This is a genomic window from Alteromonas sp. MmMcT2-2, from assembly GCF_022348305.1.
In the GTDB taxonomy this organism is placed as follows: domain Bacteria; phylum Pseudomonadota; class Gammaproteobacteria; order Enterobacterales; family Alteromonadaceae; genus Alteromonas; species Alteromonas macleodii.
On record NZ_JAKRFA010000031.1, the window covers coordinates 1 to 16,961 of the forward strand.

The 16,961-nt window shown below is 45.7% G+C and carries 17 protein-coding genes; 15 read left to right on the top strand and 2 right to left on the bottom strand.

All coding sequences use genetic code 11. The annotated features are described in order from the left end of the window. Nucleotides 1-140: 140 nt before the first annotated feature. Nucleotides 141-1,037: a LytTR family DNA-binding domain-containing protein gene (locus MHM99_RS21405; protein ID WP_014950185.1), complete on the bottom strand. Its 897-nt coding sequence runs from the start codon at nucleotides 1,035-1,037 to the stop codon at nucleotides 141-143. A gap of 100 nt (nucleotides 1,038-1,137) precedes the next feature. On the opposite strand from MHM99_RS21405, the gene MHM99_RS15770 reads away from it, so the two are divergent. After that, nucleotides 1,138-2,424 (top strand): acyltransferase family protein, encoded by a 1,287-nt coding sequence (locus tag MHM99_RS15770; RefSeq protein ID WP_239220131.1) that lies wholly within the window; start codon nucleotides 1,138-1,140, stop codon nucleotides 2,422-2,424. Nucleotides 2,425-2,607: 183 nt separating this feature from the next. Here the strand turns inward: MHM99_RS15770 and suhB are convergent, their stop codons facing one another. Then, nucleotides 2,608-3,384 carry an inositol-1-monophosphatase gene (gene suhB, locus MHM99_RS15775; RefSeq protein ID WP_014950183.1) on the bottom strand — a complete coding sequence of 259 codons (777 nt, stop codon included), beginning with the start codon at nucleotides 3,382-3,384 and terminating at the stop codon, nucleotides 2,608-2,610. A gap of 255 nt (nucleotides 3,385-3,639) precedes the next feature. Between suhB and trmJ the strand changes: the two genes are divergently transcribed. From trmJ to ndk, 14 genes are all read left to right on the top strand, one after another. Next, complete coding sequence (gene trmJ / locus MHM99_RS15780) at nucleotides 3,640-4,404, top strand: tRNA (cytosine(32)/uridine(32)-2'-O)-methyltransferase TrmJ (RefSeq protein WP_239220132.1); 765 nt, start codon at nucleotides 3,640-3,642, stop codon at nucleotides 4,402-4,404. A 5-nt stretch (nucleotides 4,405-4,409) separates the two neighbouring features. Further along, nucleotides 4,410-5,234 carry a serine O-acetyltransferase gene (cysE, locus tag MHM99_RS15785; RefSeq protein ID WP_239220133.1) on the top strand — a complete coding sequence of 275 codons (825 nt, stop codon included), beginning with the start codon at nucleotides 4,410-4,412 and terminating at the stop codon, nucleotides 5,232-5,234. A gap of 168 nt (nucleotides 5,235-5,402) precedes the next feature. After that, nucleotides 5,403-6,857: an NAD(P)/FAD-dependent oxidoreductase gene (locus MHM99_RS15790; RefSeq protein WP_239220134.1), complete on the top strand. Its 1,455-nt coding sequence runs from the start codon at nucleotides 5,403-5,405 to the stop codon at nucleotides 6,855-6,857. A gap of 49 nt (nucleotides 6,858-6,906) precedes the next feature. Further along, the gene (locus MHM99_RS15795) at nucleotides 6,907-7,818 is read left to right on the top strand and encodes an alpha/beta hydrolase (protein ID WP_101565283.1); all 912 of its coding nucleotides are present in this window, start codon (nucleotides 6,907-6,909) and stop codon (nucleotides 7,816-7,818) included. A 257-nt stretch (nucleotides 7,819-8,075) separates the two neighbouring features. Next, nucleotides 8,076-8,561 (top strand): Fe-S cluster assembly transcriptional regulator IscR, encoded by a 486-nt coding sequence (gene iscR / locus MHM99_RS15800; RefSeq protein ID WP_014950178.1) that lies wholly within the window; start codon nucleotides 8,076-8,078, stop codon nucleotides 8,559-8,561. An 18-nt stretch (nucleotides 8,562-8,579) separates the two neighbouring features. Further along, entirely contained in the window at nucleotides 8,580-9,746 is a 1,167-nt protein-coding gene (locus MHM99_RS15805) for an IscS subfamily cysteine desulfurase (RefSeq protein WP_239220135.1), read from the top strand. Between the two features lie 394 nt (nucleotides 9,747-10,140). Further along, nucleotides 10,141-11,577 carry a Fe-S cluster assembly protein SufB gene (gene sufB / locus MHM99_RS15810; protein ID WP_239220136.1) on the top strand — a complete coding sequence of 479 codons (1,437 nt, stop codon included), beginning with the start codon at nucleotides 10,141-10,143 and terminating at the stop codon, nucleotides 11,575-11,577. A 3-nt stretch (nucleotides 11,578-11,580) separates the two neighbouring features. After that, a complete protein-coding gene (gene sufC, locus MHM99_RS15815; RefSeq protein WP_239220137.1) occupies nucleotides 11,581-12,342 on the top strand; it encodes a Fe-S cluster assembly ATPase SufC in 762 nt (253 codons plus the stop codon). Continuing rightward, the gene (gene sufD / locus MHM99_RS15820; protein ID WP_075177056.1) at nucleotides 12,339-13,595 is read left to right on the top strand and encodes a Fe-S cluster assembly protein SufD; all 1,257 of its coding nucleotides are present in this window, start codon (nucleotides 12,339-12,341) and stop codon (nucleotides 13,593-13,595) included. The genes sufC and sufD overlap by 4 nt, the downstream gene beginning before the upstream one ends. Then, complete coding sequence (locus MHM99_RS15825; protein ID WP_239220138.1) at nucleotides 13,592-14,809, top strand: cysteine desulfurase; 1,218 nt, start codon at nucleotides 13,592-13,594, stop codon at nucleotides 14,807-14,809. The genes sufD and MHM99_RS15825 overlap by 4 nt, the downstream gene beginning before the upstream one ends. A 9-nt stretch (nucleotides 14,810-14,818) precedes the next feature. Next, nucleotides 14,819-15,175, top strand: a complete 357-nt coding sequence (locus MHM99_RS15830; RefSeq protein ID WP_014979828.1) for an iron-sulfur cluster assembly accessory protein — start codon at nucleotides 14,819-14,821, stop codon at nucleotides 15,173-15,175. 50 nt (nucleotides 15,176-15,225) lie between these two features. Next, nucleotides 15,226-15,759, top strand: coding sequence for a putative Fe-S cluster assembly protein SufT (sufT, locus tag MHM99_RS15835; RefSeq protein ID WP_014977033.1), 534 nt, complete (start codon nucleotides 15,226-15,228; stop codon nucleotides 15,757-15,759). 59 nt (nucleotides 15,760-15,818) lie between these two features. Continuing rightward, nucleotides 15,819-16,229, top strand: coding sequence for a SufE family protein (locus tag MHM99_RS15840; protein ID WP_049588020.1), 411 nt, complete (start codon nucleotides 15,819-15,821; stop codon nucleotides 16,227-16,229). Nucleotides 16,230-16,500: 271 nt separating this feature from the next. Continuing rightward, nucleotides 16,501-16,932 (top strand): nucleoside-diphosphate kinase, encoded by a 432-nt coding sequence (ndk, locus tag MHM99_RS15845; RefSeq protein WP_049588021.1) that lies wholly within the window; start codon nucleotides 16,501-16,503, stop codon nucleotides 16,930-16,932. Nucleotides 16,933-16,961 lie beyond the last annotated feature (29 nt).

Here is a 16,961-nt window from a genome sequence, read left to right on the forward strand (position 1 = left end):
AAACGACCTGACAGGTATTACCCCAGAGTAGTGAGGAAAAGACCGACTAAATACCCCACAAAGAAAAATGCCAGTCAGCTTAACTGACTGGCATTACATCTACGATGCGGTTTTTTATGCTTTATCAAAAGTGGAATTTACTATTGATTGGGGGCTAATGCTTGTTTCAGATCATCTTTATATCGCCTGGAAAGCGCTACTGATTGACCGTTATTGAGCATTATTGTTCCATCCCCTGTTTCTTCATAACTTATAGACACAATGGCAGGTATTCGCACTGCGTGCGACCGGTGCACTCGCATAAAGCCTTGATGCGCTCCTTCTTCACAAAACCGGCCAAGGGTATAACGCAAGGGGTAAACGCCCACGTGAGTATGAAGGTTAATGTAATTTCCTGAGGCTTCTACTCGCTGTATGTCAGTGACTTGAACCAAAAACTCCTTATTGAGCTTTTTCACCAATAAATAGTCAGGTAAGGTGCTGGCCACGTTGTCATTCGTTATCTGTGATGTGTCGCGTGTAATAGGTGATGCTTCACCAATTAAGCGTTGATAGCCAAACCGTGCAATATAGTAAAAAGTAATCAGAGTAATATAGCCCCATACATCCTTTCGATATTCGTAGATGAACTCATTGAGCCATATCCCAAAGTCATAATTGCGTTCAGAGAATAAATAGACGAGCTTTCGAAATGCTACCATTAATGATACATGGGCTACCGAAAATAAACTGGCGAAGGCAAAATGCCACCCAAGCCATGTCGCTCCCACTTTTACCTTCTGATCGAGTATACGTATAGCGATAATTAATGGGATGACGAGCAAAGCGGTGCTCAAAGCACTCGAGTATTCCCAAACGTACGGCTCCCAAAGTGCTACGCTGTTATTGTCGCTTCGAGAAAATTCAGTCCAACTAGACGCAGCATTGATTGAATTGTTTATAAACAAATAGGCTGTAAGCAAAACAAATGCAGCGTATTTATGTTTTGATTCAGAATCCCTAAGAAACTGACTCCATTTTTCATCCCAGTTATTCACCGCTTAACCCTTTTTCCCTTAATTCTCGTCACTTAGGCGTTTGCTGTCGGACGTCTATCACATTAGATGCAACACGTTAGTTAAACACTATTGAATAGGAGTGAGGACATTGACGCAAGCATATGTTGGTCAGGAAGCAACGTTTGTTAATAGAACATCAAAGGGGGAGGCGAGAGAGACGGCCGTGGTCGAGAGTCCTGTCACTCAGCGTTATTTCGAGTTGGATGCGCTGCGTGTCATCGCATTTGGTGTACTCATTTTTTATCACATCGGAATGTATTACGTTTTAGAGTGGGGCTGGCATATAAAAAGCGACGTGCAATTTCCACTACTACAAGACGTGATGATATTGACCAACCAATGGCGTATGTCTTTATTATTTTTGATCTCTGCCATGGTATTTACCGTCGTGCTGCGCCGCGCTTATGGCCAAACGACCTCTCGCTGGCGTGTATCCCTTTCACTACTGGGGAAGAGGGCGTTGCGGATATTAATTCCACTTGTATTCGGTATGTTTTTTATCGTCGCGCCACAAGTTTATGTAGAGTGGACAGTAAGCGGAGCACTAGCCATGCCGTTTAGCGAGTTCTACGTTGCTTACATTAATCCAAATACTGACTTGTTTATCGACAAACAATCGGTAATTGGCTTACTGACGTGGAATCACCTTTGGTTTTTACCTTACCTTTTTGTGTATAGCGCTTTCATATTGCTGTTTTTCCCGCTTATCAGATTTGTGGAAGTAAGGGCGTTGAGAGTACTCGATAGTTTGGCGCTGTTTAGCGTGTTAGTGGTTACGATCATGACTGCCATATGGCTGGAGCTACGAGTAGCATATCCCACGTCTCACGACTTGCTTAATGATTGGTATAGTCATGCAAAGTACTTTTTTGTGATGTTGGTAGGTATTGTGATTGTGCTTAGACCCGCATTGTATGCTGCAATTTTGAGGTCCCGTTACGTAAGCTTAACCATTGCGATAGTACTTTACAGCGTCATAATTTTAGACCGTCACGACTTGCTAGGCCCTACAGGGCAGTTAATAGAGTCGTCGCCTGGGTTTCGTGTTTTGGTTGGTGTAATCGTTGTACTTAATCACTGGGCATGGTTGGCAGCAATATTGGGGTTCGGTCGAAAATATTTGTCTAACCCGAGTAAGGTGGTGAGCTATTTGAACAAAGGCGTGTTGCCATACTATATGGTGCATCAAACGATAATTGTGGTGGCGGCGTTCTTTTTGAGCTCCCGTGTATCGTCGACACTCGGAGAATTTATTTTAATAACACTAATAACCGTTGTGGGGTGCGCACTGACATACGAAGTCGCCAAGCGCTTTTTAATACTTAGATTTTTGTTTGGCTTAAAGTTAAACGAAAACTATAAGTGAGAAAAAGAAAAAGAAAAAGAAAAAGAAAAAGAAAAAGAAAAAGAAAAAGGCGCTATGTCACGTCATTCGTGTCATAGCGCCTTTACTGTCTAACTGTGCTTGGTTTATCGGCTCAGTTTATATGCTTACGGGCGATTTATTTAAGCTGCTTTTACTTAAGGTGCTTCTTACTTAAGATGCTTCTTATTTAAGATGCTTAACTAGGCCTTGAACCACCTTCACGCTACCAGCAACAATTTCGCCTTTGTGAAGCGGGTCGTTTCCGCCTTTAAAGTCTGTTACCAATCCGCCAGCTTCACGAACAATAAGCTCACCTGCTGCGATATCCCAAGATTTAATGCCGCGCTCCCAGTAACCGTCGTGGCGGCCAGCTGCAACGTAAGCAAGGTCTAGCGCAGCACTACCTGCGCGGCGAATGTCACCCACTTCGTGGAAAATCTTGTTTAAGCTTAGTGCATACTCGCCAAACTGAGATTTGTTCTTAAACGGTAAGCCAGTAGCAATAATGGTTTCAGAAAGGTCACGAGGCTTAGAAGCACGAATACGATAACCGTTAAGCTGCGCGCCTTGACCACGGCTCGCGGTGAATAGTTCGCTGCGAATTGGGTCGAAAACAACCGCTTGATCTAAGCGACCTTTGTGAAGAAGTGCAATTGAAACGGCAAAGTGAGGAATGCCTTTTACAAAGTTAGTGGTGCCATCTAGTGGATCGATGATCCACTGATAATCAGTTTCTGTGCCCAAAACTTCACCCGATTCTTCACCTAGGAAGCAATGGTTCGGGTAAGACTGCTGAATTTTGGCAATAATTGCTTGTTCTGCTTCTTTATCAACTTGAGTAACGAAGTCGTTTAAGCCTTTTGACTCTGTTGCTACTTCATTATGTTTTTCAAAACCACGAACAATAACTGTTCCAGCCGCACGCGCAGCGCGCACCGCAATATTCAGCATAGGATGCATAGATAAACCACCAATTGTAAAAGACCAATGAAACAAACTAACTGTACAAAAAATAGCTAGTTGTTTTCGAAAACGGGCGGAGTCTACCAGAATCTATGCGCGATGCAAATGAAATCCCAGCACAATAGCGTGAATAGCCATCTATACTGCCGCTGTGTTAAACTTCACGCTATTAAGGTCTGTAAGATAGTACTCCAAAAGCGCGTATTATCGAATTAAAGACGCTATCCAAATAAGTACGTAGGTATTACACGCATGCTCGAGAATATTCGCATTATTTTAGTTAACACGTCTCACACGGGAAACATCGGCTCGACAGCAAGAGCTATGAAAACCATGGGGCTGAGCAGCTTATATCTTGTCGACCCAGTAAATGAGCCAGACGGCCAAGCCAGTGCATTGGCGGCAGGGGCTGGTGATGTGCTTGCTAACGCGAAAATTGTAAGCACGCTGGAAGAGGCAGTTAAAGACTGTGGCTTGGTAGTGGGGACGTCTGCACGCTCTCGCACTCATTCATGGCCTATGTTAGGCCCGCGCGACTGTGGAGAGAAGCTGGTCCAAGAAGTAGAAAAGTATCCGGTAGCCTTGGTCTTTGGGCGTGAGAACAGTGGTTTAACTAATGAAGAGCTGCAGCAGTGTCACTTCCATATGTGTATTCCAGCCAACCCTGAATACAGCTCACTAAACTTAGCAGCAGCAGTGCAAACCCTTTGTTATGAGATTCGCATGGCCTATCTAAATCGCGAAACCTATCCAAGTGTTGAGGAAGAATATCCACTGAATGACGATTTAGAGCGTTTTTATACGCATTTGGAAACCACGCTGGAAGGCACGTCGTTCATTCGCAAAAGTCACCCGGGTGTGGTTATGACTAAGCTGCGTCGCTTGTTTAACCGAGCACGCCCTGAGTCTCAAGAGCTTAATATATTACGCGGTATATTGGCGTCTATCGATAAATCGGTGAAGAATGGTAACTCAGGCGATGCAGACCCTGCACCAGCGATAGAAGAAAAAGAGTAAACACTATGTTCGCCCGTATAAAAGATGATATTCAAGGTGTATTTCATCGCGACCCAGCGGCCAGAAACACCTTTGAAGTGCTCACCAACTATCCTGGCCTCCATGCAGTGTGGCTGCATCGCATTAGTCACAAACTATGGAAGGCTGAATGGAAATGGTTGGCACGCAGTTTATCAACCTTTAGCCGTTGGCTTACGGGGATTGAAATTCACCCTGGTGCCACGTTAGGACGACGGGTATTTATCGACCACGGTATGGGTGTGGTCATTGGTGAAACAGCAGAAATTGGCGATGATGTCACCCTTTACCACGGCGTTACTCTTGGAGGCACTAGCTGGAGAGCAGGCAAGCGCCACCCAACCCTTAAAAAAGGCGCTGTAGTTGGGGCTGGTGCCAAAGTGTTGGGGCCTATTATTATAGGTGAAAACGCTAAAGTAGGGTCTAACTCTGTGGTCGTAAAAGATATTCCTGATGGCGCTACGGCAGTGGGGATCCCGGGTCGTATCATTATCTCGAAGCAAAAAGAGATGAATGCGTCGGTAAACCCCAAGCGAGATAAAATTGCCCAGAAATATGGTTTTGATGCCTATGCTGTCGCGCCAGATAACCCTGATCCTGTGGCCAATGCGATGGGCATAATGCTAGAGCACATGCACCAAATGGACACCAAAGTGGAAGAGATGTGCAAGGTCATTCAGTCACTAGGTGGCGATGTCTGTACCGATAATTTACACAATATTAGCGCTGAAGATTTCGCAGAAACGGGTTTCGACCTAACGGAAACCCAAGAGCGAGAGAAGGCTCATTCTTCTTTCGACCCCGCTATTTAACTCTAATTTCGCATACTATTTTCGGGTGCTAAGGCCGAGAACCTTCACCCTTATATAGTAAAAATTCACAAAGGCTTGTTTTTACAAAACATTAACAAGCACATTGACTCATGCATAACTCCAACATACATTGAGATGGAAGGTTGATTATCACTTTTCAGGGACGTTATGCAAGAAACAGCGCCATTACTCGACGTACTAATTGTTGGAGCCGGAATTTCGGGTATCGGCTGCGCCTACCACATTCAAAAAAAATGTCCTGACCTTTCATATTCTATTATAGAAGCCCGCGGTGATTTGGGCGGCACATGGGATTTATTCAAATACCCGGGAATACGCTCAGATTCTGATTTATTCACCTTTGGCTACGAATTCAAACCTTGGAAAGAGAAAAAGGCCATTGCTGATGGTCGTTCAATAAAGGCTTACGTAGAAGAAACCGCGGCTGAAAACGGTATTAAAGAGCACATACGTTTTTTAACTCGTGTGGTAGATATAGATTGGCAAAGCGATAAACACTATTGGCGGGTTACGTTAAAGTCAGAAGAGAGTGGGCAGCATGAGCACATTGCCGCCAGATGGATATTTAACGCTTCGGGTTATTATCGATACGATAAAGGTTATGCACCACATTTCAAAGGGCAATCACAATTTAACGGCCAGATTGTACATCCTCAGCATTGGCCTGAAGATCTGGAATACAAAAACAAACGCGTCGTGGTAATCGGAAGCGGTGCAACGGCGGTAACGCTGGTTCCCGCACTAGCGAAAAGCGCATCGCACGTGGCTATGCTGCAAAGAACGCCATCCTACGTATTGCCTGTGCCCGTAGATGACCCAATCGCAAAACATTTACGCGCGTGGTTTAGCGAGGATACAGCGTTTAAAGCTGCGCGTTGGTTTAACATAGCGAAACAGCGTTGGGTGTACGCATTTTGTCAGCGCTTTCCGCATCGTGCGCGCAAAATAATACGCAGTCTTAATGCAAAAATGTTACCCGAAGGGTATCCAGTAGATATACACTTTAACCCACCTTACAATCCTTGGGAGCAGCGACTGTGTGCAGTTCCGGGTGGAGATTTATTCGAGTCAATTTCGAAAGGTAAGGCGTCGGTTGCAACAGATACTATAGATACGTTTACTGAAACAGGAATTAAACTTGATTCGGGCCAGCATATTGAAGCAGATATTATAGTAACAGCCACTGGATTAAACCTTCTGCCTTTAGGAGGGATAGTGCCAAAAATTGATGGTGAAGCTATTTCGCTTCCAGAATGTGTTACGTATAAAGGTATGTTACTCAGTGGTGTGCCTAATTTTGCTATTGCGGTGGGCTATACAGCTTCATCGTGGACACTAAAAATTGGCCTTCTATGTGAACATTTCACGCGATTGCTCAATCATATGGAAGAGCACGGCTTTACACAGTGTACACCTGTAGCAGACCCAAATATGGAAACACAACCGTTGCTAAACTTTGGCGCTGGCTACATCCAACGCTCTTTAGAACAGTTGCCACGTCAAGGCATGCAGTTTCCTTGGTCTATGTCGTTCAATTATGCACAAGACGTGAAAATTTTTCGGAAAGGCAGTGTAGACGATCCAGCGCTTAAGTTTGAATAGAAATTTTAATAGACGCACACTTACTTTTATTAAATCACGAGAGCTTTAAATGAGTTTAGCCCAGCATCATGAGCAATACGTAACGCTTAAAAGCGGTGATAGGTTTTGCTATGCCGAACATGGTGTCGGAAATACCGACACCATTGTACTTATTGTGGGTTTAGGTCTTCAGTTGGTTTATTGGCCAAACGCGCTTATTGAGCGTTTAGTTTCTAGTGGATTTCGCGTTATTTGCTTTGACAATCGTGATGCAGGAAGGTCAGTACGCAGCGACACACCGCATCCCAGCCTATTACAGCAGTTAAGAGGAAGGTCGCCGAAAGGTGCATATGGACTTGAACGGATGGCTGAAGATACTGCACAGTTGTTAGAGGCGCTAAATATATCAAGCGCACATATCGCAGGAATGTCTATGGGAGGGATGATTGCACAGACTCTTGCAAGTCTGCATCCTGAAAAAGTGATATCTATGACGTCTATTTTCTCAACGACAGGGAATCGCCGCGTAGGGCAACCCTCTTATTCAACGCTATGGCGAATGGCAAGAGCTAAAGCGCCAATGAACGAAAAAGACGCAGTAAAAAACTATCAGGCAATGATGACGCATATTGGCGATGTAGCTGCAAACGGAGCCGTAAATCAATGGCATCAGTACGCGCGTTTGGCATGGCAGCGAAATGGTGGCAAAAGTGATGCAAAAGCGATGTTCCGGCAAATCGGTGCTATTTTGAAATCCGGGGACCGAACGCCAATGCTTCAAAATGTCAAAGCCCCAACATTAGTGATACACGGAGATGTTGATCACATGGTGCATCCCAGTGGCGGTGTTGCGACAGCCAGGGCTATATCAGGTGCTAAACATCAAATATTGCGCGGGTTGCGCCATCAAATAGATACCGTTCAATCACATCGGATAGCAGACAGTATTCTTGCTCATATTCACTTAAATGCAAACAAATAGCGCTTATGGTCGACGTTATCATTCATTTGCAGAATAAACGATTTCTTAGCATTTAGCGTAGAAGTAACCACGCTAATTCGGCACCTATTAGCGTCTATTAGTGCTTATTTGGATCGGGCTAAAATGAAACGAAAGCCTTGATGTACAAAAGCGATTACTCGAATCAATAATACCTGACTAATTTACTGGGTCTTATACTTGACCATTTTAGTCGGGTATGTGAAAATTCCCGCACTATAAAACGGCGGGAGAATCCAATGAAACTCACTTCGAAAGGGCGCTATGCGGTTACCGCAATGCTTGATGTCGCTTTGCATTCAAAGCGTGGTCCAGTGCCTCTTGCCGACATTTCAGAACGACAAGAAATTTCTTTATCTTACCTTGAACAGCTTTTTTCTCGATTGCGTAAAGAGCAATTAGTAGACAGTGTTCGCGGGCCTGGCGGCGGCTATTTGTTAGGCCGTGAAGCAAGCAAAATTGCGATAGGCGAAGTCATTCGCGCCGTCGACGAGTCCATTGATGCGACACGTTGCCAAGGACAAGCAGACTGTCAAGGCGGCGATCGCTGCCTAACGCACAGCTTGTGGCAAGACCTAAGTGATCGCATTGCGGCGTTTTTGAATTCAATTACGTTGGGCGAATTAATGGCAAAGCGTGATGTGCAAGAGGTAGCCGACCGTCAAGACGGTAATGCATCACTTCGTCATATCACCAAAGATATCGAAGTTAGTATTCAACTTTAAATTGGTATTGAGTAACGCATGGCTTTATCAACACCCATTTATTTAGATTACGCAGCAACAACACCAGTAGACCCGAATGTGGCCGAGGCAATGGCAAAATGCCTAACCCTGGATGGCAACTTTGGTAACCCAGCTTCTCGTAGCTATCGCTTCGGCTGGATGGCAGAAGAAGCGGTTGATGTTGCTAGAAATCAAATCAGCGACGCGCTTAATTGCGACCCTAGAGAAATTGTTTTTACTTCGGGGGCCACTGAATCGAACAATCTTGCTATAAAAGGCGTCGCCCAAGGTTATGCCAATAAAGGCAAACATATCATTACCGTTAATACCGAACACAAAGCGGTTTTAGATACCTGTGAGTACTTACAAAGCCAAGGCTTTGAGGTTACGTATCTTGAAGTACAGCCGAACGGGTTAATTGATTTATATGCGCTTGAAAATGCGTTGCGCGACGACACTATTTTGGTGTCGGTGATGCACGTTAACAATGAACTTGGGGTTATCCAAGACATTCAAGCTATTGGCCAGCTTTGTCGTGACAAAGGCATTCTTTTTCATGTGGATGGTGCGCAAAGTGTGGGCAAAATTGCCATTGATTTAGCTGAGCTTCCTATAGATTTGCTGTCTATATCGGCGCACAAGATATACGGCCCGAAAGGTATGGGGGCACTATATGTGCGTCGCCGTCCCAAAATTAATCTGGTGGCACAAATTCATGGCGGTGGCCACGAGCGCGGCATGCGGTCGGGTACATTAGCCACCCATCAAATTGTTGGAATGGGTGAAGCCATCGCGCTAGCCTCCTCAAAAATGGAAGAGGACAGTGCGCGCATATTAGCGCTGCGTGAATCGCTGTGGCAGGGCCTTCAGCAGCTCGACGATGTCTATTTAAACGGACACGCCACACAGCGAATCCCAGGCATTCTAAATGTGAGTTTTGCGGGTGTAGACGGCGAAAGCTTGATGATGGGCTTAAATGATATTGCCGTATCTTCAGGGTCGGCATGTACGTCAGCGAGTTTAGAGCCTTCGTATGTGTTAAAAGCGATTGGCCGCAGCAATGAATTGGCACATGCAGGAATTAGATTCAGCGTGGGGCGTTTTACGACCCAAGAAGACATCGATTACGTAATACAAAAAGTAGTGGATGTAACAACAAGACTACGCCAAGCGGTTTCAGCATAAACGCCTATACCGTCGTTGAGCGCGGGTTTTTGTAGTAGGCAAAGCGTAGTTAGTGTTAGCGCATTCTTTTTTATTTTAGTGAATGTGGAAGAAAATTAATGCGCGTTTGAAGGAAATTGACCTTTAAGCAGCGTTTAAAACGCGTAAGTGGCCATAAATTAATGGCTGAATATTTGAGTGAAATAGTCGGGTATTATATACTACGGCACCAAAATTTTAGGCTGTCCGCAATGTAACTGGCAGTTTTGGCAACTCTTTTGGGCGTAAACCCAAATAAATGACGTTGTTGAAGTTGAAAGTCGATATAAATTACCAAGACCGTGGGGTGATTTATTTGCCAGTTAAATAGAAAGGTTAGTGGCAGCAAATGCAGGCAAACAAGTGAGATCCCAACATGAGTGAACAGATCGAACAGGCGTTAGAAAGAAAGTACGATGCGGGTTTCTATTCAGAAATCGAATCGGAAACGTTTGAAAGCGGCCTGGACGAGTCGGTTATCCGCCGCATATCAGCAATGAAAAACGAGCCTGAATGGATGCTTGAATGGCGTTTGAAGTCTTATCATGCATGGCTAGAAATGGAAGAGCCTGATTGGGCGCATGTCGACTATCCGAAAATCGATTATCAGGCCATTTCTTATTACTCGGCACCAAAGAGTATGAAAGATAAGCCTAAGTCGCTAGATGAAGTTGACCCTGAGCTACTTCGCACCTATGAAAAGCTGGGCATTCCTCTACATGAGCAGGAAATGCTGGCAGGCGTTGCGGTAGATGCGGTATTCGACTCGGTATCGGTTGTCACTACGTTCCGCGATAAGCTTGAAGAAGCGGGAGTGATCTTTTGCCCAATTTCCGAGGCAGTACAGAAGTACCCAGACCTTGTAAAGAAATACATCGGTTCGGTAGTGCCGCGCACAGATAACTATTTTGCTGCGCTTAATAGCGCTGTATTTACTGACGGTTCATTTGTTTATATTCCAAAAGGCACACGTTGCCCAATGGAGCTTTCTACTTATTTCCGTATTAACGAAATGAACACCGGTCAGTTTGAGCGTACCTTGATTGTTGCTGATGAAGGCAGCTATGTAAGCTACCTTGAAGGTTGTACCGCACCACAGCGCGATGAAAATCAGCTGCATGCGGCAGTGGTTGAGCTAATGGCAATGGACGATGCGCAAATTAAATACTCAACGGTACAGAACTGGTACCCAGGTGACGAGAACGGTAAAGGCGGTATCTACAACTTCGTGACAAAACGTGGTGTAGCGCATACTAATGCCAAAATCTCGTGGACGCAGGTTGAAACCGGCTCTGCGGTTACGTGGAAGTACCCAAGCTGTGTACTTAAAGGCGACAACAGTGTAGGTGAATTCTATTCAGTAGCGCTAACGCGCGGTCGCCAGCAGGCTGATACCGGAACTAAGATGATCCACGTGGGTAAAAATACCAAGTCGACCATTATCTCTAAAGGTATCTCAGCGGGTAACAGTAACAACGCCTATCGCGGGCTGGTTCAAATGGGCCCTCGCGCAGACGGAGCACGTAACTTCACCGAGTGTGACTCGCTACTTATCGGTGACAAATGTGGCGCGCACACATTCCCGTATATCGAAAGCCGCAACCCTTCAGCCATTGTTGAGCACGAAGCAACAACATCGAAGGTGAGCGACGAACAATTATTCCTGTGTCAGCAGCGTGGCTTAGACACAGAAAAGGCCGTTTCTATGATTGTTAACGGTTTCTGTAAAGAAGTATTCAAAGAGCTGCCAATGGAATTTGCCGTAGAAGCCGGCAAGCTGCTCGAAATTAGTCTTGAAGGTTCAGTGGGGTAATCAATGCTTAGTATCAAGAATTTACATGCCAGCGTGGAAGAGAAAAACATCATTAAAGGTCTTAACCTTGAAGTTAAACCTGGTGAAGTACACGCTATCATGGGCCCCAACGGTGCCGGTAAAAGTACGCTAGGCTACGTCCTATCTGGTCGTGACGGCTACGAAGTAAGCGAAGGCGAAGCCACGCTTAACGGTAAAGACCTATTAGAGCTTGAAGTAGAAGAGCGTGCCCGTGAAGGCCTTTTCCTTGCGTTCCAATACCCAGTTGAAATTCCTGGCGTAAGCAATATGGAATTCATGAAAGAGTCAGTTAACGCTATGCGCGAACAGCGCGGCGAAGCGCCATTAACAGCTACTGAGTTTTTAAAGAAAGCAAAAGAAGCGTGCAAGCAGGTACAGCTTCCATTGGATTTCTTGAAGCGCGGTGTAAACGAAGGTTTCTCTGGTGGTGAGAAGAAGCGTAACGAAATCATGCAAATGATTTTGCTAGAGCCAAAGCTTTGTATTCTAGATGAATCAGACTCAGGCCTTGACGTTGATGCACTTCAGGTTGTTGCCGATGGCGTTAACAGCCAGCGCGACGGTGAGCGTAGCTTCATCGTTGTTACCCACTACCAGCGTCTTCTAGATTACATCAAGCCTGACTTTGTTCACATTCTTGCCGACGGCAAAATCGTGAAAAGCGGTGACGCGTCACTAGCGCTAGAAGTAGAGAAGAGCGGATACGCATTCCTAGGTAAAGCGTACGAGGAGGCTGAAGCATGAGTCAATGGCTAGAACAGGTCATTGATGCGGCGCAAATCTCCGATTACTTAGCGCCCGTGCGTCAGCAGGCCTTAGAAAAGTTAAAAGCTGATGGTTGGCCAGCCCGTAGAAACGAAAGCTGGCGCTTTACACCGTTAACGCCACTTGAGAAGCGTGAAGCGAAGCAAGCGGTTCAGGCAGATAGTCTACCGGTACCCGCTATCGATAACCTAGATGCTATCGACCTTGTATTTGTAGACGGTGTCTTGGTCACGCAGGTTAACACGTTAGATGTGCCAGCGGGCATGAGCATCACGTCGCTTAATAATGATGATACTGCCACGCAGCAAGCGATCAGCAGTGTATACGGTCAAGTTAAGCCAACCCGTCATATGTTTGGTCTAGTTAACGACGCGCTGTGCCAACACGGTATATTTATTAATGTTGAAGCGGGCGCGAAAATCGACACGCCAGTGCGCATTGTGAACATGGCGTCGCAAAATGTCGATGCACATACGCGTGTGGTGGTAAAACTAGCTGAAGGCGCAAGCGCCACCGTTATTGAGCAAGGTTTTGGCGATACGGAAAGCTTAACCACAGCGTTTGCTGAATATGACCTGGCTGATGATGCACATCTAGAACACTATCGTTTTGCTATGTTTACTGGCAAAGCTAAGCAATTAGGCGGCAGCCACTTTAAGCTACATAACCGCACCACGCTTAACAGCACCATGGTGGGCTATGGAAGTGAGCTTTCGCGTTTAGATGTAGATATTCATCACGCTGGCGAATTTGCCGATGCGAAAATGAATGCCATTTATCTTCTAGCGGAAGGCGAGCTATTCGACCTTCACTCTACCATTGAGCACGCGATGCCTAATGGTACGACAGAAGAAAACGCGCGTGGGATTGTAGGCGATAAAGCACGTGCCGTGTTCAATGGTCGCATTCATATTCATCGTGACGCGCAAAAAACTTTGGCTGAACTAAATAACCGCAACTTGTTGCTATCTCGCCGTGGTGTAATCAACACCAAGCCTGAGCTTGAAATTTATGCTGATGACGTAAAATGTGCTCACGGTGCAACGGTTGCTGAAATTGAAGAAGAAGCCTTGTATTACATGCTTACCCGCGGCGTTTCTCGCAGTAAAGCACTGGTAATGCTTAACTTTGGCTTCATTCAAGAGCTTATAAATGACGTGCCTAATGCGGCAGTCCGTGAATGGCTAGCACCAATTTTAAGTGAGCGCTTCGCCCAAATGGAGGTGAAATGAGCTTAGACGTTGCAGCACTTCGTGCCCAGTTTCCTATTTTATCTAAAACGGTAGACGGCAAGTCGCTGGTCTACCTAGATAATGCGGCAACAACACAAAAACCTCAGGCCGTTATCGACGCCTTAGTAGATTTTTACACGGTGACGAATGCAAACGTGCACCGCGGTGCGCACCATTTATCGGATGAAGCCACGCGCCGTTACGAAAATGCACGTACCAGCGTTGCAAAGTTCATTAACGCGAAAGCGCGTGAAGAAGTTATCTGGACATCCGGCACTACAGAAGCCATCAATATAGTCGCCAATGGTCTTGGACAGCTACTAAGCGAAGGTGACGAAGTGATGGTGACTGAGCTTGAGCACCACGCAAACTTGGTTACTTGGCAACAAGCGTGTCGCCGTTCTGGTGCAACGCTAAATGTTGTGCCTATTTTTGACAGCGGAGAGTTAGACTTAGACGCTTTCGATAGACTGCTGTCTGAAAACACTAAGCTAGTGGCGTTTCCTCACGTATCGAATGCATTAGGAACGGTTAACCCAATTAAACTGCTGACTGAAAAAGCGAAAGCGGTTGGCGCATGGGTGCTGGTTGATGGTGCACAAGGCATTGCTCATGGCGGTGTTGACGTACAAGACATTGGCTGTGATTTTTATGCATTTTCAGGCCACAAGCTATTCGGTCCAACAGGCATTGGCTGTCTGTGGGGCAAAAAAGAGGTGCTAGAAACCTGGCCTGTTTGGCAGGTAGGCGGCGAGATGATTAAAGACGTGACTTACCATGAAGCCACATGGGGTGCATTGCCAAATCGTTTAGAAGCCGGTACGCCAAACATCGCAGGTGCCATTGGTATGGGCGCTGCAGTAGATTGGTTTAGTACCCTTGATGTCAATGCTTTGCAAGAACATGAACAAAAGCTGCTTGCCTATGCTACCGAGCAGGCCGAAGCGTTTGACGGTATGCGGATAATCGGTACAGCACCTAAAAAGGTAGGCGTGCTGAGCTTTCTACTGGAAGGCGCGCACCCGGCGGACGTAGGCTTTATTCTAGACAGGCAAGGCGTTGCAATTCGTACCGGTGATAACTGTGCACAGCCGCTAATGAAGCGCTTTGGTATTCCGGGTACTGCTCGTGCTTCGTTCTCAATTTACAATACGCTTGAAGAAGTCGACAGCTTATTTGCTGCGCTTAAAAAAGCAAAAATGATGTTGGCCTAAGGAGGCATTATGAGTGTTGAAACTTTCGTACCTAGTACAAAACTCATTTCGCTAACTGACAGTGCCGTTAAGCATTTCGAAAGTAAGCTTAAAGACAAGCCTGGTCAGTTAATTCGTTTATCGACAAAAGTAAGCGGCTGTACAGGTTACGCCTATGTGCTTGATTTCGCAGATAGTGCGCAAGCCGATGACGAAATTGTTGAAATTTCGCCAGTACTTAACGTAGCCGTGGCTGCAGATGCCACCGACCTACTGCGTAATACAGAAATTGATTACGTTACAGAAGGTGTGAACGGCGTCATTAAATACAACAACCCCAACGTGGTTGATGAGTGCGGATGCGGTGAAAGCTTTAACGTAGGCTAAGTGCCACGTTAAAGGCCATCAGTGGTAGAACAAAGAGTACTAAGTAGTTTATGAAGCAAAAAATGGTGACCACCGAGCGCGACTGTAAAGCGCGCTTAGTTCCTGCGGGCAATCCTACCGTGATCCCTGAAGGCGAGTTTGTGAATATCACCCAAGAGCTCGGTGGTAACTATACGGTAACGTGGCGTGGCAACATGTATCGCATCGACGGTACTGATGCAGGTGCTATTGGCCGAAAAGCGATGACATTGAGCTTTGACGCGCCAGAAGATGGCAATATTAGCGAACAGCAAGTGTGGGACGCTTTAGAAACTATCTTTGACCCTGAGATCCCTATCAATCTCGTATCCCTTGGTCTTATCTACAAAGTGGAAATTGATCAAGATACTAGCAGCGTCAATATTGATATGACCCTGACCGCACCAGGCTGTGGCATGGGCCCAGTATTGGTTGGTGATGTTGAATACCGCGTTGCCATGGTTCCCCATGTTAAAAACGTTAACGTAGAGCTTGTATTCGACCCTGCATGGTCCCGTGATATGATGAGTGAAGAAGCACAGCTTGAAGCGGGTCTGTTCTTCTAGTCATTCACGCAGTGAAATTTAATCACACAATTTTTCAAACAAATTAAGCGGAAATAGCAATGCAACTACCTAGCAGTGACGAAATTATTGATGATTTAGCGTTCTTCGACGATTGGGAACAGCGTTATCAGTACATCATTGATTTAGGGAAATCTATTCCGGGCTTGCCTGAAGATGCCAAAACACCTGAGCGTTTGGTCAAAGGATGTCAGAGCAGCGTTTGGCTGGTGGAGTCTTACGACGGCAATAAAATCAACTTTGACGTAGACAGCGATGCAGTTATCGTTCAAGGACTGCTTGCGTTAGTACTTGCCGCTTATAATGACAAAACGCCAAAAGATATTTTGACGTTTGATATCGACGGATATTTTGAAGCACTAGACCTAGAGCGTCATATAACGCCAACCCGCGGTAATGGCTTACGCGCCATCGTGGGTAAAATTCAAGAATTAGCAAAAGCCAACGCTTAACTTTTTAAGCGTTGGTTTCTTTAAGCCGTTTTAGGGTTTCATAGTAAAGGCAGTGGGGCAGGTGAGTCCTCGATAATTAGTTCTGTGCAAAATAATCTGTACGCTGTCATCATATTGTCATCGCCAACAGGCTAACCTTTCTCTACATTTGCGCATAAAAACAGTACTTTATATCTGATTTGATAAAGGCTCTGGTCAAGCTGCTATTTATTGCCTATAATTCGCGGCCAAAATTTTAAAGATACACACACTATTTGTTTGGAGAGAGAACATGGCTCTTGAGCGTACTTTTTCGATTATCAAGCCTGATGCGGTAGCTAAAAACGTAGTCGGTGCAATTTACAACCGTTTCGAATCTGCAGGTCTTCGCATCGTGGCATCTAAGATGATCCACATGAGCAAAGAGCAAGCAGAAGGCTTCTATGCAGAACACAAAGAGCGTCCTTTCTTCGGCGCACTTGTAGACTTCATGACGTCTGGTCCTGTTATGGTTCAAGTACTAGAAGGCGAAAACGCAGTTCTAGCTAACCGTGAAATCATGGGCGCAACTAACCCAGCTGATGCAGCTGCAGGTACACTTCGTTCAGACTACGCTGCGTCAATCGACGAAAACGCAGTTCACGGTTCTGACGCACCTGAGTCAGCAGCACGTGAAATTGCTTACTTCTTCTCTGAAGAAGAAATCTGCCCACGTACTCGCTAAGATTACGTAGGTAGAATTAACGGGGCTAT